The 21,404-nt window shown below is 66.9% G+C and carries 24 protein-coding genes and 2 tRNA genes; 8 read left to right on the forward strand and 18 right to left on the reverse strand.

Annotated features, from left to right (window positions below; translation table 11 throughout):
* Positions 1-59: 59 nt before the first annotated feature.
* From ampE to Q9Q79_RS18600, 5 genes are all read right to left on the reverse strand, one after another.
* Entirely contained in the window at positions 60-947 is an 888-nt protein-coding gene (gene ampE / locus Q9Q79_RS18580; protein WP_005414686.1) for a regulatory signaling modulator protein AmpE, read from the reverse strand.
* Positions 948-1,081: 134 nt separating this feature from the next.
* Positions 1,082-1,987 carry an NAD(+) diphosphatase gene (gene nudC, locus Q9Q79_RS18585; RefSeq protein ID WP_043034289.1) on the reverse strand — a complete coding sequence of 302 codons (906 nt, stop codon included), beginning with the start codon at positions 1,985-1,987 and terminating at the stop codon, positions 1,082-1,084.
* A 119-nt stretch (positions 1,988-2,106) separates the two neighbouring features.
* The gene (gene erpA, locus Q9Q79_RS18590) at positions 2,107-2,499 is read right to left on the reverse strand and encodes an iron-sulfur cluster insertion protein ErpA (RefSeq protein WP_005411302.1); all 393 of its coding nucleotides are present in this window, start codon (positions 2,497-2,499) and stop codon (positions 2,107-2,109) included.
* Between the two features lie 31 nt (positions 2,500-2,530).
* Positions 2,531-2,995: a polymer-forming cytoskeletal protein gene (locus tag Q9Q79_RS18595; RefSeq protein WP_024958552.1), complete on the reverse strand. Its 465-nt coding sequence runs from the start codon at positions 2,993-2,995 to the stop codon at positions 2,531-2,533.
* A 4-nt stretch (positions 2,996-2,999) separates the two neighbouring features.
* Positions 3,000-3,743, reverse strand: coding sequence for a DUF6776 family protein (locus tag Q9Q79_RS18600; protein ID WP_005411304.1), 744 nt, complete (start codon positions 3,741-3,743; stop codon positions 3,000-3,002).
* Between the two features lie 179 nt (positions 3,744-3,922).
* On the opposite strand from Q9Q79_RS18600, the gene Q9Q79_RS18605 reads away from it, so the two are divergent.
* From Q9Q79_RS18605 to Q9Q79_RS18615, 3 genes are read left to right on the forward strand one after another with little or no spacing between them, the layout of a single operon-like run.
* Positions 3,923-4,540 (forward strand): DUF4126 domain-containing protein, encoded by a 618-nt coding sequence (locus Q9Q79_RS18605; RefSeq protein ID WP_005411305.1) that lies wholly within the window; start codon positions 3,923-3,925, stop codon positions 4,538-4,540.
* Between the two features lie 44 nt (positions 4,541-4,584).
* Positions 4,585-6,471 carry an EAL domain-containing protein gene (locus Q9Q79_RS18610; RefSeq protein ID WP_005411306.1) on the forward strand — a complete coding sequence of 629 codons (1,887 nt, stop codon included), beginning with the start codon at positions 4,585-4,587 and terminating at the stop codon, positions 6,469-6,471.
* 1 nt (position 6,472) lies between these two features.
* Positions 6,473-8,707, forward strand: coding sequence for an ATP-binding protein (locus tag Q9Q79_RS18615; RefSeq protein WP_201864009.1), 2,235 nt, complete (start codon positions 6,473-6,475; stop codon positions 8,705-8,707).
* Between the two features lies 1 nt (position 8,708).
* Here the strand turns inward: Q9Q79_RS18615 and bfr are convergent, their stop codons facing one another.
* The 3 genes from bfr to Q9Q79_RS18630 form a co-directional block, all read right to left on the reverse strand.
* Positions 8,709-9,179 carry a bacterioferritin gene (gene bfr / locus Q9Q79_RS18620; protein WP_005414691.1) on the reverse strand — a complete coding sequence of 157 codons (471 nt, stop codon included), beginning with the start codon at positions 9,177-9,179 and terminating at the stop codon, positions 8,709-8,711.
* Between the two features lie 142 nt (positions 9,180-9,321).
* On the reverse strand, positions 9,322-9,531 hold the full coding sequence (locus Q9Q79_RS18625; RefSeq protein WP_005411309.1) for a bacterioferritin-associated ferredoxin: 210 nt from the start codon (positions 9,529-9,531) through the stop codon (positions 9,322-9,324).
* Between the two features lie 108 nt (positions 9,532-9,639).
* Positions 9,640-10,260 carry an RNA pyrophosphohydrolase gene (locus tag Q9Q79_RS18630; RefSeq protein ID WP_005411310.1) on the reverse strand — a complete coding sequence of 207 codons (621 nt, stop codon included), beginning with the start codon at positions 10,258-10,260 and terminating at the stop codon, positions 9,640-9,642.
* A 121-nt stretch (positions 10,261-10,381) separates the two neighbouring features.
* Here Q9Q79_RS18630 and Q9Q79_RS18635 point away from each other — a divergent pair.
* Together Q9Q79_RS18635 and Q9Q79_RS18640 are read left to right on the forward strand one after the other, a co-directional pair.
* Positions 10,382-10,458 (forward strand) — tRNA-Met (locus Q9Q79_RS18635).
* Positions 10,459-10,513: 55 nt separating this feature from the next.
* Positions 10,514-10,588, forward strand: a tRNA-Gln gene (locus Q9Q79_RS18640).
* A gap of 322 nt (positions 10,589-10,910) precedes the next feature.
* On the opposite strand, the gene rpsI is transcribed toward Q9Q79_RS18640, so the two are convergent.
* Together rpsI and rplM are read right to left on the reverse strand one after the other, a co-directional pair.
* Positions 10,911-11,303 carry a 30S ribosomal protein S9 gene (gene rpsI, locus Q9Q79_RS18645; protein WP_005411311.1) on the reverse strand — a complete coding sequence of 131 codons (393 nt, stop codon included), beginning with the start codon at positions 11,301-11,303 and terminating at the stop codon, positions 10,911-10,913.
* Between the two features lie 2 nt (positions 11,304-11,305).
* Positions 11,306-11,734 carry a 50S ribosomal protein L13 gene (rplM, locus tag Q9Q79_RS18650; protein ID WP_005414692.1) on the reverse strand — a complete coding sequence of 143 codons (429 nt, stop codon included), beginning with the start codon at positions 11,732-11,734 and terminating at the stop codon, positions 11,306-11,308.
* 198 nt (positions 11,735-11,932) lie between these two features.
* Here rplM and coq7 point away from each other — a divergent pair, with 198 nt between their 5' ends.
* Positions 11,933-12,577, forward strand: coding sequence for a 2-polyprenyl-3-methyl-6-methoxy-1,4-benzoquinone monooxygenase (gene coq7, locus Q9Q79_RS18655; protein WP_005411313.1), 645 nt, complete (start codon positions 11,933-11,935; stop codon positions 12,575-12,577).
* A gap of 86 nt (positions 12,578-12,663) precedes the next feature.
* Here the strand turns inward: coq7 and sugE are convergent, their stop codons facing one another.
* Both sugE and speD read right to left on the reverse strand, forming a co-directional pair.
* A complete protein-coding gene (sugE, locus tag Q9Q79_RS18660) occupies positions 12,664-12,984 on the reverse strand; it encodes a quaternary ammonium compound efflux SMR transporter SugE (protein ID WP_005411314.1) in 321 nt (106 codons plus the stop codon).
* Positions 12,985-13,153: 169 nt separating this feature from the next.
* Entirely contained in the window at positions 13,154-13,948 is a 795-nt protein-coding gene (gene speD, locus Q9Q79_RS18665; RefSeq protein WP_005411315.1) for an adenosylmethionine decarboxylase, read from the reverse strand.
* Positions 13,949-14,097: 149 nt separating this feature from the next.
* Here speD and crp point away from each other — a divergent pair, with 149 nt between their 5' ends.
* Positions 14,098-14,787: a cAMP-activated global transcriptional regulator CRP gene (gene crp, locus Q9Q79_RS18670; protein WP_012481435.1), complete on the forward strand. Its 690-nt coding sequence runs from the start codon at positions 14,098-14,100 to the stop codon at positions 14,785-14,787.
* 62 nt (positions 14,788-14,849) lie between these two features.
* Positions 14,850-15,611, forward strand: coding sequence for a sulfite exporter TauE/SafE family protein (locus Q9Q79_RS18675; protein ID WP_076739673.1), 762 nt, complete (start codon positions 14,850-14,852; stop codon positions 15,609-15,611).
* A 116-nt stretch (positions 15,612-15,727) separates the two neighbouring features.
* Here the strand turns inward: Q9Q79_RS18675 and Q9Q79_RS18680 are convergent, their stop codons facing one another.
* The 6 genes from Q9Q79_RS18680 to trpE all read right to left on the reverse strand — a co-directional run bounded on the left by Q9Q79_RS18680 (position 15,728) and on the right by trpE (position 21,271).
* Positions 15,728-16,444 carry a haloacid dehalogenase-like hydrolase gene (locus tag Q9Q79_RS18680; protein WP_012481436.1) on the reverse strand — a complete coding sequence of 239 codons (717 nt, stop codon included), beginning with the start codon at positions 16,442-16,444 and terminating at the stop codon, positions 15,728-15,730.
* A complete protein-coding gene (trpC, locus tag Q9Q79_RS18685; protein WP_012481437.1) occupies positions 16,441-17,235 on the reverse strand; it encodes an indole-3-glycerol phosphate synthase TrpC in 795 nt (264 codons plus the stop codon). The genes Q9Q79_RS18680 and trpC overlap by 4 nt, the downstream gene beginning before the upstream one ends.
* A 75-nt stretch (positions 17,236-17,310) precedes the next feature.
* Positions 17,311-18,342: an anthranilate phosphoribosyltransferase gene (gene trpD / locus Q9Q79_RS18690; protein WP_005411320.1), complete on the reverse strand. Its 1,032-nt coding sequence runs from the start codon at positions 18,340-18,342 to the stop codon at positions 17,311-17,313.
* Between the two features lie 16 nt (positions 18,343-18,358).
* Positions 18,359-18,946 carry an aminodeoxychorismate/anthranilate synthase component II gene (locus Q9Q79_RS18695; RefSeq protein ID WP_201864011.1) on the reverse strand — a complete coding sequence of 196 codons (588 nt, stop codon included), beginning with the start codon at positions 18,944-18,946 and terminating at the stop codon, positions 18,359-18,361.
* 2 nt (positions 18,947-18,948) lie between these two features.
* Positions 18,949-19,728 carry an SIMPL domain-containing protein gene (locus Q9Q79_RS18700; RefSeq protein WP_100443419.1) on the reverse strand — a complete coding sequence of 260 codons (780 nt, stop codon included), beginning with the start codon at positions 19,726-19,728 and terminating at the stop codon, positions 18,949-18,951.
* Positions 19,729-19,795: 67 nt separating this feature from the next.
* Positions 19,796-21,271: an anthranilate synthase component I gene (gene trpE, locus Q9Q79_RS18705; RefSeq protein WP_049418006.1), complete on the reverse strand. Its 1,476-nt coding sequence runs from the start codon at positions 21,269-21,271 to the stop codon at positions 19,796-19,798.
* Positions 21,272-21,404 lie beyond the last annotated feature (133 nt).

The raw sequence follows: 21,404 nt of genomic DNA on the forward strand, positions 1-21,404 counted from the left end.
GCTGTTGCTGTTGCTCTGTTGCCTCTGCAGGTGCAGGGCTGCAAGCCCTGCCAAAACACCTACGTCACCCAGCCTGCAATCACCAGCAGGGCGAGGATCGCCAGCCACAGCAGCAGCATCCGCCACACCAGGCTCATCGCATCACGCAGGTCCGGCAACCGCTGCCACACCGGCAACAGCCCCGCCTCGGTGTAGTCGTGCGCATCCTCGCGCAGTTCGGCGTTGACGCTGGCCCGCGCCACCGCACCCAGGAACCCGGTGTTGCCGGTCAGGCGCTCGCCATGGGCCTGGCGCCACGCCTTCCACGCCGTATCGAAGTTGCCCACCAGCGCCATCGAGAACGCCATCAGCTGTGCCACCGGCCACTCGATCCAGCCCAGCAGCCGCTGCGCCAGCGCCAGCGGCTCCACCGGCACGCGGGCACGCATCGGGCTTTCCGCCATCAGCGCCAGCAGCCGGTAACCGAGCGCGCCAGCCGGGCCCAGCAACAGGAACCAGAACAGCACCGCGAACCAGCGCCGCAGTGCGTTGAGCACCGTCGCCTCGACCAGTGACGGAATGTCCTCGCGCAGGCTGCCGCCGGCCGACTGCAGGTTGCGCACTGCAGCCTGCCGCGTCGCCGCATCATCGGCATCGATGATGGCCTCGATATCGCGGTCCAGGTCACGCGGGCCCCAGCACCAGGCCAGCACCGCCACGCCCAGCAGCAGCGACGGCAGGCCGAACAGCACCCCGCGCAACAGCCACGCCAGCAGCGCCATCAGCAACAGCGGCGGCAGCAGGGCCAAGGCAACGCCGGCCGGTCCCTGCCAGGCCTTGCCACCACGCGCATCCAGCCAGCCCAGCCAACGCCGGAAACCGTCGAAACGGCGCAGCGAGGCAGCAGCGGCCGGAGCAACATGGCCCAGGGCCAGTGCCACCAGCACGGCGGCCAGAGTGGTGAACATGGCAGGTCTCCCTACGAAACAGAACGCTCGGCGCCGCTACCTTACCTGTCGCAGCGGCGCCCTCAGCGGTGAACCGGACTGTAACCCGTGCCGTGTTCAGGTGGCGGCAATGCAATCGCCCCAGCCAGCCCCTCTCAGCCCTTCTGCTGCCGGTACCAGTGCTCGATCAGGCCGCGCGAAATCGAGATCGGCGGCGACAGGCGGATGCCCTGGCCATCGTCCTCCACATCGCGCGCCAGTGCCGCGCCGACCTCGTCGGCACTGAACCAGCGCGCGTCTTCCAGCTCGCCGTCCACGGTCGGCAGATCGTCCTGCGCCTGCGCCCGGAAGCCGACCATCAGTGCGCCCGGGAACGGCCACGGCTGCGAGCCCAGATACTGGCAAGCGGTCACCCGCACTTTGCTCTCTTCGTGGACTTCGCGTACCACGGTCTGCTCGAAGGTCTCGCCCGGTTCGACGAAGCCGGCCAGCACCGAGTAGCGACGTGGCGCCCAGTTTGACTGACGGCCGAGCAGCAGGCGGCCCTGGTTTTCAACCGCCACGATCACCGCGGGGTCGACACGCGGGTAGTGCTCGGTGGAACACTGCGCGCAACGCCCCACGAAGCCGCCGCGGGCGAACGCCACGGCACCACCGCATACCCCGCAGAAACGGGTGCGCGAGTGCCAGTAGGACATGCCACGTGCGTAGCTGAAAGCGGTCGCATCAGCCACCGACCACAGCAGCGCGGCCTGGCGCAGGTCGAGGCGACGTGGTGCGGTGACGGTGACGCTGGCGGCTTCAACCGAGAACCACGCTTGTTCCCCGCGCAGGCCGAGGAAGATCGCGGAGCCGGGACCGCCGCCGATGTCGGCGCCGGTCAGCGCCAGCGGCTGGTCGTCATCGCCGGTGAAGGCGCTGCCGCCCTGATCGAGCACCAGAATGTGCGCGCCCGGCCACAGGCGCGCCAGTGCATCGGCATCTTCGCGCAGGGCATCGGCGCGCTCCAGCGGTTCGCCCACGAAGGCGAAACCGGAAAGCGGCGAAGGAGTATTGGGCATCCTGCAAGCGTGCCGCCAATCGATGCGGGTGGCAAGCCGCGGGCTTTGCCGAAGCCGTCTGTGGGTGTGGAGCTTGCTCCACACACCTTGTCGCGCGGGACGCAGGCCCCGCGCCCCGCCTACATGCTGAAACTGCTGCCGCAGCCGCAGGTGGTCTTTGCGTTCGGGTTGCGGATCACGAACTGTGCACCGGTCAGGCTCTCGGTGTAGTCCACCTCGGCGCCCATCAGGTACTGCAGGCTCAACGGGTCGACCAGCAGGGTCACCCCGCTGGTCTGTACCGCCAGATCGTCCTCGGCACGGTTCTCGTCGAACTCGAACCCGTACTGGAAACCCGAACAGCCACCACCTTCGATGTACACGCGCAGGGCCAGGTCGGGGTTGCCCTCTTCCTGGATCAGGGATTTGACCTTGGCGGCCGCCGACTCGGTGAAGTTCAGCGGGCGCTCCAGCGACTGGTAATCGGGCGCGGCGGCCGGGGTGGCGCCGGGCAGGGAGACTAGCGTGCTCATGGTGTCAGCATGGGGATGCCGACGATGGCTTTCAAGCCATCGCCTCGGCCAGCTTGCGGCGTGCGGCGGTGTCACCCTTGCCGCCATTGGCCTCATCAGCTTCCGGGGCCGGCAGGGCGGCCATCGGGGCGCTGGCATGGATCAGGCGACCGTTCAGCTGGGCGCCCGCATTCATCTCCACCACCTGGTAATGGACGTTGCCGTTGACCCGCGCGCTCGGGGTCAGTTCGACTTTCTCGCTGGCGTGCACGTCGCCGTCCAGGCGGCCACTGATGACCACCACCTGGGCACGGATCTCGCCCTCGATCACGCCATGCTCGGCGACCGTCAGGGTCGCGCCACTGGCGCCTTCGGCGGCGATCACCTTGCCATGGATGCGGCCTTCCACGTACAGGCCACCACTGAATTCCACATCACCGCGGATCACCACCTGGTTGCCGATCAGGGCATCCACCACCAGCTGGCCTTCACGGTTGGATTTGCTGCTTCCGAACATCTGCCTACTCCCCTTTGCTGGCCGGCGCACCGGCCTGTTTCCAGTCGAATACCTGGGTGGTACCCCCCGTACCACTCCCCAATGTCACCCGCACGCGTTGCGGGGTGAAGTCAGCCGGCAGCATCACGCTGCCGGTGAGCTGCTGGAAGTACCGGAACGAGTAATCCTGTCCCGGTACCTTGCTGCGCTGGTGCAGATCATCCCAGCTGATCGTGGCCAGCTTGCCGTTCTTGACGCCTTCCACGGTGAAGCGCATCTGCCCCTGGCTGATGGCGCCGCGGTTGAGGTTCTGGGTCAGCACCGCGGTGTACTGCCAGGTGCCGGCCGCTTCCGGGCTGAACTCGATCGAATGGGTGTTCAGGCCCTTGCGCTGGCTGGTCGAACCCACCAGGCGCTCATAGAAGGCAACGTCGGCACGCAGGCCGGCGATTTCCTCATCGCGCTCGGCCAGCGAGGACTGCACCTCGGTGTTGGCGGCGCGGCTGATGCGGTCGGAGGCTTCCAGCGTGGCCTGCTTCTGGCGCAGTTCGGTCAGCTGCGCCTGCAGCGTCTCGGCACGCTTCTCGGCGGCCTGCAGGCGCTGGCCCTGCGCATCGCGCGGGGTGGCCATCCAGCAGCCGCCGAGCACCGCCAGCACCAGGCTGAGCAGCCAGATGCCGCCGATCACCAGCAGGCGGCGGCGGTCGGCCGGCGGTTGCGGCGCGCCGGGCAGGCGGACCTGCACGCGCATGGGAGGACGGTTGGTCATGGGTGGATTCCGGGGCATCGCGAGGGCGACACCGGTACGGCCCCTGTGGCAAACGACGGGCTAGTGTATGACAGGACGGGTGGGTTTCCTGCGCAGTGGCGAGCCACGGTCTGTGGCGTTCAGGCATGCCATCGTCGATAGTGTGGTCCCCTGCACAGTTCCGTCGCCGGAGCATCGCCATGACCGAAGCCCACCTGTTCGTGATCGGCATCCTGCTGGCCTGGCTGGCCGGCATCCGCGTCTACCTCACCGTGTTCGGTGTCGGCCTGGCCGGCCTGCTCGGCTGGGTCGACCTGCCACCGGCCCTGCAGGCCACTGAATCGTGGTGGGTGCTGGGCACCTCGGCGGCGCTGGCGGTGACCGAATTCTTCGCCGACAAGATTCCCGGCGTCGACTCGGCGTGGGATCTGGTGCAGACCCTGGCACGTGTACCCGCAGGTGCCTTCCTTGCCGCAGCCACGCTGTCGCCGGATGGGCAGCTGGGCACCGGCGCACTTGCTGCCGGTGCAGGTGTCGCGCTGGCCAGCCACGGCCTGAAGGCAGGCACCCGCGCCCTGCTCAATACCTCGCCCGAGCCTGCCAGCAACTGGGTGGCCTCCGCCGCCGAGGACACCGTGGTGGTCGGTGGTCTGGCCCTGGCCCTGGCACACCCGTGGATCGCGCTGATCGTGGTGCTGGCCTGCAGCCTGGCGGGCGCGCTGCTGGTGTGGCTGGTCTGGCGCACCCTGTGGAAGGGCGTGCGCTGGCTGGCACGCAGTGCATCGCCCGACAGTCCACGCCAGCCCGGCACCGGTTGATCGCCGGGCTTGTCGCATAATGGGCGCGAACACCAGGAGCACCGATGGCCGCAAACGAATCCCCCGCGGGCGCCCGCCCGGGACGCGCTGAAACCCCTCCGGCCGATCATTGGCAACGCTGGACCGCTGAACCGGCGAGCGCCGTCGCCGCAGCGCCGGCAGCGGTTCCGCCGCTGGCCGCCTCCGACGCACCCGCATCGATCGGCAGCGCACCGCCGCCGCTGCCCGGCCCATCCCTGCTGGCCGAGGCCGGCGGCAATGACCCGGCACCGCTGCATTCCGATTCGCCCTACCGCGTGCTGATCGTCGAGGATGATCGCGCCCAGGCACTGTTCGCACAGAGCGTGCTGCATGGCGCCGGCATGCAGGCGATCGTGCACAGCGATGCCGACGGTGCGCTGCAGGCGATCAAGGAACATCGCCCCGACCTGATCCTGATGGACCTGCACCTGCCCGGTCTGGACGGCATGCGGCTGACCGCGCTGATCCGCCAGCAGCCCGGCCTGCAGCTGCTGCCCATCGTGTTCCTCAGCGGCGACCCGGACCCGGAACGCCAGTTCGAGGTGCTCGACAGTGGCGCCGACGACTACCTGAGCAAGCCGATCCGCCCGCGCCACCTGATCGCCGCCGTGGCCAACCGCATCCGCCGTGCGCGGGCGCAGGCCGCAACCCTGCCCGGCGTATCCGGCACCCCGGCCACCAGCAATCCGGAAACCGGGCTGCCGACGCGGCATCACGTGCTGCAGCAGCTCAACGCCGCGCTCGCCCACCGCGACCAGGGCGGCGTGCTGTTCGTCGAGATATCCAGCGCATTGGGCCTGCGCGAGCGCTATGGCTATGCCGCCTTCGAGCGCCTGATGGTGCAGGCCGGGCAACGCCTGGCAGAAGCCGGCCACCCGCACCTGCTGGCGCGCCTGAACGACAACAGCTTCCTGCTGCTTGCGCGCAATGTCAGCGAGGACAGCCTGGAAGGCATTGCCGCTGCGCTGCGCGAGCAGTTGTCGGCGCGGGCCTTCGTGATCCGCGATGACGAATCGGTGCATCTGCGGGGCGTGGTCGGCTATGCACCGCTGTCGCCGGGCTTCGACGATGCCAACAGCGCGCTGGAGGCAGTCGAGCGCACCACCCTGCAGGCACGGCTGCTCAGCGCCGGCGTGGCCGGCCACGTGCACCGCGACGTGACCAGCGAGCAGGAACACCTGGCACTGCTGGAAGGCCAGCTTGAGCTGGCCTACCAGCCGATCGTCGCCGTCGCCGGCGGCAACACCGCGCAGTACCAGCTGCTGCTGCGCCTTCGCCAGGCCGACGGTACGCTGCTGGCGGCAGGCCAGGTGATTCCGGCCGCAGAGGCTGCCGGGCGCATCGCCGATCTCGACCAGCAGGTGATGGACCATGCACTGGGCCTTCTCGACCTTTACCGGCACGCGACGCAACCACTGAACCTGTTCGTTTCGCAGTCGCTGCGCACCCTGCAACGCGATGCGTTCGCGGATTGGCTGCTGGAATCGCTGCAGCAGCGCGACCTGCCCGGCAGCGCGCTGGTGATCGACGTCCGCCTGCCCGACGCGCTGATCCATACCGTGCCGCTACAGCAGTTCTGCCAGCGCATGGCCGGCGCCGGCGTGCGCTTCTGCCTGAGCCAGTTCGAACCCGGGGGCGAAGCCGATGCGCTGCTGACCCAGCTGCCGTTGTCGTTCGTGCGCATGGCCGCGCGCTTCTCCAGCAGTCATTCCAATCCGGCCACGCGCGAAGAGCTGCGCCGGGCAATCGAGCGGGCGCACGCCGCCGGGCAGCAGATCATCGGCCAGCAGATCGAAGATCCGCAGGCCGCCGCCGCGATGTGGGTGGGCGGTGTCGACTACATCCAGGGCAACATGGTGCAGTCGGCCGGCAGCGATCTGAACTTCGACTTCCACAACGCGGTGCTCTGACGTGCCGATGTGGGTCGCGCTGCTGGTTGCCCTTGCTGCGGCCTCCATCACCGCGCTGCTGTTGGGCCTGCGGCTGCGCGCGCGCAACCGGGCACTGGCCCAGCTGCAACGCGAGCGCAGCCTGCTGGCCGCCGAACGTGACCAGCTGCGCCGCACCACCGAACGACAGGGGCAGCTGGAACAGCAGCTGCTGCAGGCCAAGCAGGCCGCCGAGGCGGCGGTGCTGGCCAAGGGTGAGTTCCTGGCCACGATGAGCCACGAGATCCGTACGCCGCTCAACGGCATCCTGCCGATGCTGGAGCTGATCGCACGCGGCCCGCTGGGCGAGGACCAGCGGCAGATGCTGGCCACCGCCTCGGCCAGCTCGCAGCAGCTGCTGCGCATCGTCGACGACATCCTCGACTACTCGCGGCTGGAAGCACAGGCGCTGGAACTGGAGATCACCAGCTTCAACCTGCGCGACCTGCTCGATGGCGTGGTGCAGCTGATGCAGCGCGCCGCCGACGCCAAGGGCCTGTCGCTGGGGCTGCAGCTGGACCCGTCGGTGCGCCTGCCGGTGCGTGGCGACCCGGTACGCCTGCGCCAGGTGTTGAGCAACCTGCTGGCCAACGCGATCAAGTTCACCGCGCGCGGCCAGGTACAGCTGCGCGTGCAGCGCCTGGGCGAAGGTCCCGCACAGCACCAGCTGCGCTTCGAGATCATCGACACCGGCATCGGCATCGACGACGCACTGCAGGCGCGCCTGTTCCAGTCCTTCAGCCAGGCCGATGCCTCAACGACCCGCATCTACGGTGGCACCGGCCTGGGCCTGGCGATCTGCAAGCGCATCATCGACCTGATGCACGGGCGCATCGGCGTGCTGTCCACGCCCGGCCAGGGCGCCACGTTCTGGTTCGAGATCCCGTTGTTGAAGGTGCCCGGCGACCTGCCGGCCATGGCGCGCACGCCAGACGCGCTGCTGCTGTTCAGTAGCGATGCCATCCTGCAGGCACGCATCGAGCGCATCGCGGCCCATCATGGACTGCTGGTGCACGCCCTGGCGCAGTTCGATGCCGTGGTCGAGCGCCTGCGCGCGGTGCCGAGGCCGGGGCAACCGGCACCGGCGTGGCTGCTGGTCGATGCACGTGCGCGCCGCATCGGTGAAGCGACGCTGCAACAGGCGTTGGCCGAACGTGGCGAAGACGACGGGCTGCAGGTGCTGTGGCTGCAGGACGATGCCCTTCCGCCACGCCCACGCCAGCGGCAGCTACCCTCGCATTTCGACGACGCTGGGCTGCATGCACTGCTGGCTGCACCGGTTGCGCATGCGCGCCCTGCCGCGCTGCTGGCCAACGCCGGACAGGGCCAGCCCACGCCCACGCTGCCGCCGCTGCACCTGCGCGTGCTGCTGGTGGAGGACAACACGGTCAACCGCATGGTGGCCGAGCAGCTGCTGCGCGTGTTCCAGTGCGAAGTGCGCAACGCCGCCGATGGCGAGCAGGCGTTGCTTGCCCTGCGCGAAGGCGACGTGGATGTGGTGCTGATGGATTGCCAGATGCCGGTGCTGGACGGCTATGCCGCCACCCGCCGCTGGCGCGCCGAGGAAGTGGAAAACGGGCGCCCGCGCCTGCCGATCATCGCGATGACCGCCAATGCCATGGCCGGTGACCGCGAGCGCTGCCTGCAGGCCGGCATGGACGACTATCTGTCCAAGCCGATTGCACGCGCCACCCTGCATGCGCTGCTGCAGCGCTGGGGCGGCGGCAAAACCGCATCACCTGCACGGCCTTCGATAGAGCCGAGCCATGCCCGGCTGACGGCCGATAGCCGTCGCGCTCCATCAGCCGAGCATGGCTCGGCTCTACAGGACGATGACAGCCGAGTCGGCTCCAAGCCGCAGCCGGTGCTGGACCGCGACGTGCTGGACGAACTGCATGCAGTGATCGGGGAGAGCGCCATCCAGATCGTCTCGGTGTTCCTGGAGGATGCGCCGGCAATGGTGCAGCAGCTGCAGCAGGCCGCGCAGAACGGCGAGGAGCCTCGCCTGCAGGCCGTCGCGCACAGCCTCAAGTCATCCAGCGCGAACGTGGGCGCACTGTCGCTGTCGTCAGTCGCGCAGCGCATCGAGCACGAAGCCCGCAGCGGCAGCCTGCAGCGCCCCGCAGTAGCGGTGGCGCTGCTGGTTGCGGAATTCGCCCGAGCGCGCGTTGCACTGACGGGCTACCTGGCACAGCATCGCGCCGGCCAGGCCGGCTGACTCACTCTTCCAGCTTGCTCAGCAGGTACTTCGGTTCACCGATGCGCTCGATCAGGTCGAGCTGGGTTTCCAGCCAGTCGATGTGCTCTTCTTCCGAATCAAGGATCTTCACGAACAGCTGGCGGCTGACGTAGTCGCCGACCGAATCGGCATACGCCACGGCCTCGCGCAGGGTGACCACGCCATCGCGTTCCAGCGACAGGTCGCACTGCAGGATCTCGGTCGGGTTCTCACCAATGCGCAGCTTGCCCAGCGCCTGGAAGTTCGGCAGGCCTTCGAGGAACAGGATGCGGTCGGCGAGCATGTCGGCATGCTTCATCTCGTCGATCGATTCCTTGTACTCGTGTTCGGCCAGTTCCTTGATGCCCCAGTTCTTCAGCATCTTGGCATGCAGGAAGTACTGGTTGATCGCGGTCAGCTCGTTGTAGAGGACCTTGTTGAGGAATTCGATGACCTTGGTGTCGCCCTTCATGGGGATGCTCCTGCACGCTGAAAACGCAGGCACTTTAACGCCTTGCCTGCAGCCGTGAAGGAACGCGAATCGTGCGCATTGGCCTGTGCGGCCGCACGTGAAGAATGCGAAAGCGCGCCGTCAACGCGCCGCCAAGAGACGATCAGGCGACCTGGGCCAGACCCAATACCGGCAGCGGCAGATCGTGGGTGGCACGCGCCTTGGCCAGCAGATCGCCGGCCATGTCCAGGCAGGAACCGCAGGTAGCGCCACAGCCGGTACGCATGGTCAGTTCGGCCACCGTACTGACGCCATGGCTGGCGGCTTCGCGGATCTGGTGGTCGGTGACTCCGTTGCAGATGCAGACGTACACAGGCGTGAACCGGGCTGGCAGGCCAGAAGCGGCCTGTTGGCTATTCCAATGGAAACGAGAATGGTTGTCAATCAGAGACCTGAACCATTCTCGATACCGTTCAGCCCGTCAGCTGGCCGGGCCATCGCCCGTGGCCTTCTTCGGCCAGTAGCCGCGGGTCCGAGGGCGCTTGCGTGGGCGGTCGTGCCCGGCGGTATGGCCAGGCATCCAGGCTTCGGCGGCGCTCTTGGGCATGGCGGTAACCCCCTGCCCGGCCACCCCGCGGGCCAGCGGCGCCAGATGTCGCAACGCACGCGCATAGACGCCACGCTTGAACATCACCACATGCTCCACCGGGTACCAGAAGTCCACCCAGCGCCAGTGGTCGAACTCGGGCGAGTCGGTGTGGTCCAGCTTCACGTGGGATTCGTCGCCGGTCAGGCGCAGCAGGAACCAGACCTGCTTCTGGCCGATGCAGACCTGCCGCTCATTACGGCGGATGGCCCGCGCCGGCAGCTTGTAGCGCAGCCAGCCGGGCGTCGCCCCGAGCACTTCCACATGCTCGGGCAGCAGGCCGGTCTCTTCCTGCAGTTCACGATACATGGCCTCGACAGGCGTCTCGTCGGTGTTCATGCCACCCTGCGGGAACTGCCAGCCGTCCCGGCGCACGCGTCGTGCCCAGAACACCTGGCCGTCCTGCCGCATCAGCACGATGCCGACGTTCGGTCGATAGCCGTCCGGATCGATCACGATGCGGACTCCTAAGAAAATCTACTGGCCGGGACTATCCCATGCCCTCTGTCGGCCCACAAGCACGACACAAAAGTGTTGACAGGGGCGGTACACATCCGCAGAATAGCGGGCTCACCAAGGCTATGTAGCTCAGCCGGTTAGAGCACAGCACTCATAATGCTGGGGTCGGTGGTTCGAGTCCACCCATAGCCACCACACTGAAAATCAAGTTGTTTTTCAGCGTGAAAAGTGAGAAAATAGTTGCACGTTTTGCCCCGTCGCCAAGCGGTAAGGCACCTGACTCTGACTCAGGCATTCGGTGGTTCGAATCCATCCGGGGCAGCCAAATTAAAAACAAAAGGCCAGATCGAAAGATCTGGCCTTTTGCTTTTAATCTGGTCGCGCATTCCACCTTGTCCCCGCGCCTGTCGGCACACCCCCTTGAACAACAAGGGGGCTCTTCTCCAGAAAGAACCCCAGGGTCGGATCCTTTTCCGCAGGGAAAGGCCCTGACCCCACCCTCCCGGCACGCGAGACCACGGGTAGTGCCGGCCGCTGGCCGGCAACCAGGAAATCCATGACCCCGGAACGACAAAAGCCCGGCCGAAGCCGGGCTTTTGCTTTTCCATCCAGCGGGCTCCCGAAGGAGCCCAACCAGGCGCGGTAAATCAGCGCTTGGAGAACTGGGTGGCGCGACGGGCCTTGTGCAGACCGACCTTCTTACGCTCGACTTCACGGGCGTCACGGGTCATGAAGCCAGCCTTGCGCAGCTCGGACTTCAGGGTTTCGTCGTACTCGACCAGAGCACGGGCGATGCCCAGACGGATCGCACCGGCCTGGCCGGTGGTGCCGCCGCCAGCGGCGGTGACCAGGATGTCGAAGCTTTCGGTGTTCTTGGTCAGCTCGAGCGGCTGGCGCACGATCATGCGCGCGGTCTCACGACCGAAGAACTCGTCCAGCGGACGGCCATTGACGGTGATGTTGCCCGAACCCTTGCGCAGGAACACGCGAGCGGTGGAGGACTTGCGGCGGCCAGTGCCGTAGTTTTGAGTGATAGCCATGATTAGATATCCAGAACCTGCGGCTGCTGTGCGGCGTGCGGATGCTCAGTGCCAGCGTAGACCTTGAGCTTGCGGTACATCTGGCGACCCAGCGGGCCCTTCGGCAGCATGCCCTTCACGGCGATCTCGATCACGCGCTCCGGGTGGCGCTCCAGCGCCTGTGCCAGGGATTCGGTCTTCAGGTTGCCGATGTAACCGGTGAAACGGTGATACATCTTGTCCTGCAGCTTCTTGCCGGTGACGGCAATCTTTTCTGCATTGATGACGACCAGGTAGTCGCCGGTATCAACGTGCGGGGTGTAGACCGGCTTGTGCTTGCCACGCAGACGGCGGGCCAGCTCGGTGGCGAGACGGCCCAGGGTCTTGCCCTCGGCGTCGACGAGGTACCAGTCGCGCTGGACGGTCTCGTTCTTGGCAGTGAAAGTGCTCATGAAGAACTCTAGGTTAGGTCGGGCTCATTGCGGCGAAAGGCTCGCCGGAACTCTGCCACGCGTTGTGAAAAGGTGAAGCGTAAGAGGCGGGATTGTACTCATCCTGCCGCGGGAGCGCAACCCGTCCCCTGGGCCGGGTTGGCAGGGGCGCGGGGCCGGGCGAGAATCGGGGGGTCTTCCGCTCCACCGCGTACTGCCATGACCGTGCTCCGCCAGACCACTCCGCTGGACCACCTGCTGACCGAGGCGCAGCGCGCCCTGGACACAGTGTTCGGCAATCCGCCGGCGGCCCGCCCCTACCCCGCCACGGACACCGGCGAGCCCGGCATGGACAGCGCCGAGCGGCGTCATGCCGCAGGCCTGATGCGGATCAACCACGTCGGCGAGGTCTGCGCGCAGGGCCTGTACTTCGGCCAGGCCGCCGTGGCGCGCGACCCGGCCACGCGGGAACACCTGCTGGAAGCGGCGCAGGAAGAAACCGACCACCTGGCCTGGTGCGCCACCCGGCTGGCCGAACTGGACAGCCGTCCGAGCCTGTTCAACCCGCTTTGGTACGCCGGCAGCTACACCATCGGCACCCTGGCCGGGCTGCGCGGCGACGGCTGGAACCTGGGCTTCGTGGTCGAGACCGAGCGCCAGGTGGAGGCCCACCTGGACGAGCACCTGGTCGACCTGCCGGCCGGCGACCTGCGCAGCCGCGCGGTCATCGCGGTGATGAAGGAAGACGAGGCCCGCCATGCGGACCACGCCGAGCAGGCCGGCGCTCGCCGCCTGCCGTTCCCGATCCCGGGCGTGATGGCACTGGCCTCCAGGGTGATGAAGACCATCGCCTACCGCATTTGAAGGGTCGCCCGCACCAACGGTGCGGGCCTACCAGGAGGTGCGGGGGGGGGCCGACGGTGGGGCCCGACCGTTGGTCGGGCCATCAATCAGTTCGGCGAGACCAGCTTCAGGCCGATCACACCAGCCACGATCAGGCCCACGCAGGCCAGGCGGGCCGGCGATGCGCTGTCGTTGAACAGGTAGATGCCCAGCACCGCCACGCCCATGGCACCGATACCGGTCCAGATCGCGTAGGCCGTGCCGACCGGGATGCTCTTCATCGCCTGGCTCATCAGGTACAGGCTGATCAGCGCGGATACCACCGTGGCAGCGGTGGGCAGGGGTTTGCTGAAGCCTTCGGAGTACTTCATTCCGAGGGCGAAACCGATCTCGAACAGGCCGGCCAGCAGCAGGTAGATCCAGGGCATGGGTGGGGGCTCCTTACCTTTTTTGAAAAAAACGAAACGGCCCGGTGTTTTCACACCGGGCCGTGGGTCGGTACATCACCGTGGAACTGTAACGCGTGCGGGGGCACTGGTTCCACGGGGCGGGTCGTCCCGCCTGGGTGGCGATGCCTGCGGGCATCGCACATGGTGCTTACTCGGACAGGTTGCGGCCGTGGAACAGCTCTTCGATCTCGCGCTTGAGCAGCGCTTCGATCTTCATGCGTTCCTTGAACGACAGGTTCTTGGCCTTTTCCTCGAACAGGTACTGGTCCAGGTCGAAGTCCTTCAGGTGCATCTTCGTGTGGAAGATGTTTTCCTGGTAGACGTTGACGTCGAACATCTCGTAACGCGACTTGATGTTCTTGGCCAGGAAGTTCTGGATCGAGTTGATCTTGTGGTCGATGAAGTGCTTCTTGCCCTTCACATCGCGGGTGAAGCCACGGACGCGGTAGTCCATGATCACGATGTCCGACTCAAGGCTCTCGATCAGGTAGTTCAGGGCCTTCAGCGGGGAAATGACGCCACAGGTGGCCACGTCGATGTCCGCGCGGAACGTCGCGATACCTTCCTGCGGATGGGTTTCCGGGTAGGTGTGGACAGTGATGTGGCTCTTGTCCATGTGCGCGACCACGGCGTCGGAGATCAGCTCCTTGCCGGCCAGCTTCTTGTCGATCACCGGCTCTTCGGAGATCAGGATGGTCACCGAGGCACCCTGCGGGTCGTAGTCCTGGCGGGCCACGTTCAGGATGTTGGCGCCGATGATCTCGGCGACATCGGTCAAGATTTGAGTCAGCCTGTCGGCGTTGTACTCTTCATCGATGTATTCAATGTAACGCTGACGCTCCTCTTCGGTGCGCGCGTAACACACGTCATAGATGTTGAAGCTCAGCGCCTTGGTGAGGTTGTTGAAACCCTGCAGCCTCAGGCGAGGCAACGGCTTGACCACGGCGGTCGATTCCTGTGTAAGAAGGGAAAGGGGGAATTATGGGGCAAACTGCCCCCGGGGGGAACGTGAAGACGCAAGAGTTCTGGCACACTGTTTGCCCTTAACAATTGCGCTGGTTAAGCTCCGCTATCGACCCCGTGAATCCGTTCATGCGCAGAGGGAGCGCCCCTATCGTGTCAACCGTGCGCCTAGCTAGCAGTCCACTGGCCTTGGATATCGCCACCATCGATCGTTTCCTGGCGCACAGCCACCGGCGGCGATATCCCACCCGTACCGACGTCTTCCGACCCGGTGACCCGGCGGGAACCCTGTATTACGTTGTCAGCGGCTCGGTTTCAATCATGGCCGAGGAAGATGACGATCGAGAGCTTGTGCTGGGCTACTTCGGTGCCGGCGAGTTCGTTGGCGAAATGGGCCTGTTCGTCGAATCGGACCGCCGCGAGGTGATCCTGCGGACCCGTACCGCCTGCGAACTGGCCGAAATCAGCTACGAGCGCCTGCACCAGCTGTTCCTCGGCCCGCTGTCGGCCGACGCCCCGCGCCTGCTGTATGCGCTGGGCCAGCAGATCTCCAAGCGCCTGCTCGATACCAGCCGCAAGGCCAGTCGCCTGGCATTCCTGGATGTTACCGATCGGATCGTGCGCACACTGCACGATCTGGCGCAGGAACCAGAAGCGATGAGCCATCCGCAGGGCAGCCAGCTGCGCGTGTCACGCCAGGAACTGGCGCGCCTGGTCGGCTGCTCGCGCGAAATGGCCGGCCGCGTGCTGAAGAAGCTGCAGACCGACGGCCTGCTGCATGCCCGCGGCAAGACCGTGGTGCTGTACGGCACCCGTTGACCGTTGAGCACCCGGTGGGTGCGGACCTTGGTCCGCACTCCTTCGCGCGCTAGGCTCGGTGCATGGAACTGAGCAGCGAATTCTGGTGGTTCATCCTCATCGGCCTTGGCGCGCAGCTGGTTGACGGCGCACTGGGCATGGCCTTCGGCCTGGTGTCCTCGTCGGTGATGCTGAGCATGGGCCTGCCACCGGCGCAGGTCAGCGCCAGCATCCACACCGCTGAAGTGTTCACCACCGGTGCCTCGGGCGTGTCGCACCTCGCCGCCGGGAATGTCGATAAACGCCTGTTCCTGCGGCTGGCCCTGCCCGGTGCGGTGGGCGGCGCCCTGGGCGCGTACGTGCTCACCCAGATCCCCGGCGACATCATCCGCCCCCTCATCTACCTGTACCTGCTGGTGCTGGCGATCATCATCCTGGCGCGCGCCGCGGGGCGCTGGATGCCCAAGGGCGAGATCCGCCGGGTACCGGTGCTGGGCTTCTTCGCGGGCCTGCTGGACGCCAGCGGCGGTGGCGGCTGGGGACCGATCGCCACGTCCACCCTGCTCGCCCGTGGCGGCCAGGCGCGCACCACCATCGGTACGGTCAACGCGGCCGAGTTCGTGGTCACGTTGACCGTGTCAGCGACCTTCCTGTTGTCGATGGGCGTGCAGCACCTGCAGATCGTCGCCGGCCTGCTGATCGGCGGCATGATGGCCGCGCCGGTGGCGGCGATCCTGGTCAAGCGGGTGAAGGAGCGCTGGGTGCTGGTGGCCGTTGGCGTGCTGGTGCTGGGGATCAGCCTGTTCCAGATCGGCCATGCGGTGTACGGGCAGCTGGGGCGCTGAGCGTTTGCCGGCCAGCGGCCGGCACTACCGGGACGGAGGAGGGTAGTGCCGGCCGCTGGCCGGCAGATCCGTCATCGTGCGATGGGGTCAGGCCCCGGACGGGATCCGGCCCCGGGCTACGCCTTGTCGCCGCCGCGGTCCACGCAGCCCCAGTTGAGGATGCGGGTGCCGGCCGGCAGCACGCGGCGGAAGAAGTCCACCCTGGATCGCTTCGGGTTCACCACCACCGGCGCCTTGGCGGCCAGCAGCAACGGCAGGTCGGCGGTGCTGTCGGAGTAGGCGATGTCGATATTGCCGTAGCCGCGCTCGCGCAGCATGCGCATCTTTTCTTCGTTGTGGCAGTGGCGGGTCGGGCCGACGCCGCCCAGTCGCGGGCCGACCTCGGTGCCGATCACCGGCACGTCCTGGTGGGCAACGAACGCCAGGATGGCGCGGGCCAGTTCCGGCGGCGCGCCGGTGGCGACCACTACACGGTCGCCCTTGGCGCGGTGCGCGGCGAACACCTCCAGCGCCTGCGGCAGCAGCTTGGCGCGCATCTGCGCCTCGTTGCGCAGCACGTAGGAATCGATCACCTTGTTGAAATCGCGCGCACGGTGCAGGCCGAAGCTGCCAATCCACACGTAGACCGAAATACCCGTTCGGCGGGTCGGCAGCATCGCCACCAACGGCCCGGCGATCGGCGTGACCAGCAGCGCGGCCAGCATGCGCAGCGGGTTGCGCTTGATCAGCGAGGCGAACAGATGGGTGCCCGAATCGCCGTCGTAGAGGGTGTGGTCGAAATCGAAGACCACCAGCGGCGCATCGTCGCGCGGCGTCGGATAGTGCGTTGTCATGCCGCGAAGAATAGCTGACGCAGGCCCTCGCCCGGCTCTTCCACGCGCATGAAGGCCTCGCCGACCAGGAATGCATGGATGCCGGCATCGCGCATCAGCGCGACGTCCTGCAGGCCGAGGATGCCACTCTCGGTGACCAGCAGGCGGTCACGCGGCACCGCCTGCTGCATGTCCAGCGTGGTCTGCAGCGACACCTCGAAGGTGCGCAGGTTGCGGTTGTTGATGCCGATCATCGGCGCCGGCACCTGCAGCGCGCGCTCCAGTTCGTCGATGTCATGCACTTCCACCAGCACGTCCATGCCCAGCGACAGCGCCAGCTCGGACAACGTGGCCAGCTGGGTATCGTCCAGCGCGGCGACGATCAGCAGGATGCAGTCGGCGCCCAGCACGCGCGCCTCGTACACCTGGTAGGCGTCGATGACGAAATCCTTGCGCAGCACCGGCAGCGTGCAGGCTTCGCGGGCCTGCTGCAGATAGGCGTCGGCGCCCTGGAAGAAGTCCACGTCGGTCAGCACCGACAGGCAGCTGGCACCGCCGAACTCGTAGCTGACGGCGATGTCGGCCGGGCGGAAATCCGGGCGGATCACGCCCTTGGAGGGGCTGGCCTTCTTCACCTCGGCAATCACCGCCGGGTCGCCATTGGCCACCGCCGCCTGCAGCGCGCGCACGAAGCCACGTACCGGCGGGGCGCTGGCCACGGCGGCCTGCAGCTCCTCGAGCGGGCGCTGGGCGCGGCGCTGGGCCACTTCTTCGGCCTTGCGGGCCAGGATCGTCTGCAGGATGTCGCTCATCGTCTTCGGGTCGGTGCGGGGGGCGGTGAGGACGGCCATTATCGGCCATCGAGAGGGTGAGGCTGAACCGCGCGCTCAGGCAACCAGCGCGCGGGTGGTCTCCACATACTGCTGCAGGCGCTGGCGGGCGCTGCCATTGGCGATGGCGGCACGGGCGCGGGCCAGGCCGTCTCCGATGTCGCTGGCCACACCAGCCACGTACAGGGCGGCACCGGCATTCAGCGCGACGATGTCCAGCGCCGGGCCCGGCTCGTTGTCGAGCACGGCGCGCAGCATCTGGATGGACTGTTCCGGGCCGTCCACGCGCAGGTTGCGGCTGGCCGACATGGCGATGCCGAAGTCTTCCGGGTGGATCTCGTACTCGCGCACCTTGCCGTCGCGCAGTTCGCCGACCAGGGTGCCGGCGCCCAGCGAGATCTCGTCCATGTTGTCACGGCCCCAGACCACCATCGCGCGCTCGGTACCCAGTTCGCGCAGCACGCGCGCCTGGATGCCGACCAGATCGGGATGGAACACGCCCATCAGTACCGACGGTGCACTGGCCGGGTTGGTCAGCGGGCCGAGGATGTTGAAGATGGTGCGCACGCCCATCTCGCGGCGTACCGGCGCAACGACCTTCATCGACGGGTGATGGATCGGCGCGAACATGAAGCCGATGCCGGTCCGGTCGATGGCCGCGGCCACCTGGTCAGGCTGCAGCTCGATCACCGCGCCCAGCGCTTCCAGCGCATCGGCACTGCCTGACTTGGACGACACGCTGCGGTTGCCATGCTTGGCCACGCGCGCGCCTGCAGCAGCAGCGACGAACATCGCGCAGGTGGAGATGTTGAAGGTGTGCGAGCCATCGCCACCGGTGCCAACGATGTCAACCAGGTTGGAGGTATCGGCCACCGGCACTGGCCGGGCGAATTCACGCATCACGGTGGCCGCCGCGGCGATTTCGTCCACGGTCTCCTTCTTCACGCGCAGCCCGGTGAGGATGGCGGCGGTCATCATCGGCGAGACATCGCCGCGCATGATCTGCCGCATCAGGTCGACCATTTCGTCGAAGAAGATTTCGCGGTGTTCGATGGTGCGATGCAGGGCTTCCTGGGGGGAGAAGCTCATGGGAATGCTCCTTGGATCAGGCCGCCGGGCGCTGCAGGAAATTGCGCAGCAGGGCGTGGCCGTGTTCGGTGAGGATGGACTCGGGGTGGAACTGCACGCCTTCCACCGGGAACTGGCGGTGGCGCAGGCCCATGATCTCTTCGATCGAGCCGTCGTCGTTCTCGGTCCAGGCAGTCACTTCCAGGCAGTCCGGCAGACTGTTCTTGTCCACCACCAGCGAGTGGTAGCGGGTGGCCTGGTAGCGGTCCGGCAGGCCAGCGAACACGCCCTTGCCTTCATGGCGGATCGGCGAGGTCTTGCCGTGCATGATGTTGCCGGCACGGATGACCGTGCCGCCGTAGACGTGGCCGATGCCCTGGTGGCCCAGGCACACGCCGAGGATCGGCGTGGTCGGGCCCAGGCGCTCGATCAGTTCCAGCGACACGCCCGCTTCGTTGGGCGTGCACGGGCCGGGCGAGATGACGATGCGCTCCGGCTTCTGCGCGGCGATCTCGTCCACGCTCATCGCATCGTTGCGCACCACCTTCACCTCGGCGCCCAGTGTCTGCAGGTACTGCACGAGGTTGTAGGTGAAGCTGTCGTAGTTGTCGATCATCCACAACATGGTCAGGTTCCGTCGCTTATCAGGAAAATGGCGTACACGTTTTCGGTGTAGGTGATGGGGCCGGCTTCCACCGACTCGCGCAGGCGCGAGCCGGTGGTCTCGATGCTGTTCATCGGTGCCTCGGGCGCGGGCGGCGAGGGCGGCGTCACCAGATCCCCACTGCTGGGCCAATTGCCCGCCTGCACGCCATAGGCAAAGTTCGGCGCCACATCGGAGATGCTGTACAGGCCACGCACCTTCGTTCCATAGGCCTTGGCCAAGCCCTGCGCGGACTCGCGGGTCTGGGCCGCCGCCTCGCCCTTGAGTTCGCGGCGCAGCGCCACTTCGCCCGAGTACATCGGCGCCACGCTGCTGACCTGCAGGTTCTCGTTGGCCTTCAGCGCCCCCAGCACGTCCTGCATCTGCTGGACGCTGGCGAAGCTGGCGCGCAGTTGGCGTGACACGCGGGTGCCGATGAAAACCTGCCGATTCTGCTCATAGCGCGTGGCAGGACCGATCCGCAGGTTGTCCGCGCGCACGCTGCCTTCCACCGCCTTGTGCTGCTTGAACAGTGCCAGCACGCGGGCAACGTTGTCCTGCACGCGGCGGCGCGCGGCGTCGGCGTCCATGTCGGTCTCTTCAATGTTCAACTGCAGGCCGAACCGGTCCGGCATCACCACGCGACGCGCCTCGCCCTTCACCAGCAGGTGCGGCTGCGACGGAATGGTATTGGCCTGCGCCCACGCAGACGGGGCCATCGTGGCCAGCAGTGACGACCACAGCAATGCGCTCAGCAGCTTCATGCGGTACTCCTTGTCTTGAACGGGAACAGCGGAACGACCACGGCACAGCGGCCGTGGCAAGGCAGGCTTACAGGCCCTTGGCGGCCTGGGCGACGGCGCGGAACAACGCGCGGCCCTTGTTCATCGTCTCGTCCCATTCCTTGTCCGGGTCCGAGTCGTAGACGATGCCGGCGCCGGCCTGCACGTACAGGCGGCCGTCCTTGATCACCGCGGTGCGGATCGCGATCGCGGTATCGGCATCACCGTGCCAGCCGATGTAGCCGATGCTGCCTGCGTAGACATTGCGCTTGATCGGTTCCAGCTCGCGGATCACTTCCAGCGCGCGGATCTTCGGCGCGCCGCTGACGGTACCTGCCGGGAACGTGGCACGCAGCACGTCGGCATAGCTCAGGCCCGGCTGCAGCTGCCCGGTCACTTCGCTGACGATGTGCATGACGTGGCTGTAGCGCTCGATCACGAACTGCTCGCCCACTTCCACGGTGCCCGCCCTGGACACACGACCGGCATCGTTGCGGCCGAGGTCGATCAGCATCAGGTGCTCGGCACGTTCCTTCGGATCGGCCAGCAGCTCGGCTTCCAGCGCCAGATCCTGCTCGGGCGTGGCACCACGCGGGCGGGTGCCGGCGATCGGGCGCACGGTGACTTCGCCATCCTGAAGGCGCACCAGGATTTCCGGCGAGGAGCCGACCACCTGCAGGTCGCCGACATCCAGGAAATACATGTACGGCGACGGGTTCAGTGCACGCAGCGCGCGGTACACATCCACCGGCCGCGCCTTGAACGGCACGCTCAGGCGCTGGCTCAGCACCACCTGGAAGATGTCACCGGCGCGGATGTATTCCTTGCTGCGCTGGACCGCATCGACGAACCCTTCGCGGGTGAACCCGGAAACGAAATCGGATTCGTCCAGCACATCGCTGTTGAGCGGTGCCGGATAGCCGGCGCCCGGCGCGCGCAGCTTGGCAGTCAGCGCATCCAGGCGCGCCTGGGCCTGCTCGAAGGCGCCCTCGACCCGGGGGTCGGCGTGCACGATCAGGTACAGGCGGCCCTTGAGGTTGTCGAACACGGCCAGCTCGTTGGAGTCCAGCAGCAGGATGTCCGGCGTGCCCAGCTCATCGCGGCCGGCCGGCGGGGCCAGGCGTGGTTCGATGTAGCCGATGCACTCGAAGCCGAACCAGCCGACCAGGCCACCTGTGAAGCCCGGCAGGCCTTCCAGCTTCGGCACCGAGTGGGCGCTGCGCAGCGCCTCGACTTCGGCGAACGGGTCGGCCACCTCGCGGGTGTCCACCACCTGGCCGTCTTCGCGCACGGTCAGCGTGTGGCCGTGGAAGGCGTACACGCGGCGCGCCGGCAGGCCGATGATCGAGTAACGACCAAAGCGCTCGCCGCCTTCGACGGACTCAAACAGGTAGGTATTGGGGCCGTCGGCGAGCTTCAGATAGACCGAAAGCGGCGTGTCCAGGTCGGACAGCACTTCGCGGACGACGGGAATATGGGTGTGGCCTTCAGCGGCCTGCTGCTGAAACTGAGCGTGCGAGTTCAAGACGACTTTCCTTCCGGGACACAGCGTTATGGGGGCGGACGACGGCAACGGGCCACCATCGCCACCAACGGCGTGCGGAAGAAAGGGTATGCGGGGTCGTCAGGCTGGACACCCCTTGACTGTATCGCAGCTT

It is taken from the genome of Stenotrophomonas sp. a6, assembly GCF_030913325.1.
GTDB classification, from domain to species: Bacteria; Pseudomonadota; Gammaproteobacteria; order Xanthomonadales; family Xanthomonadaceae; genus Stenotrophomonas; species Stenotrophomonas maltophilia.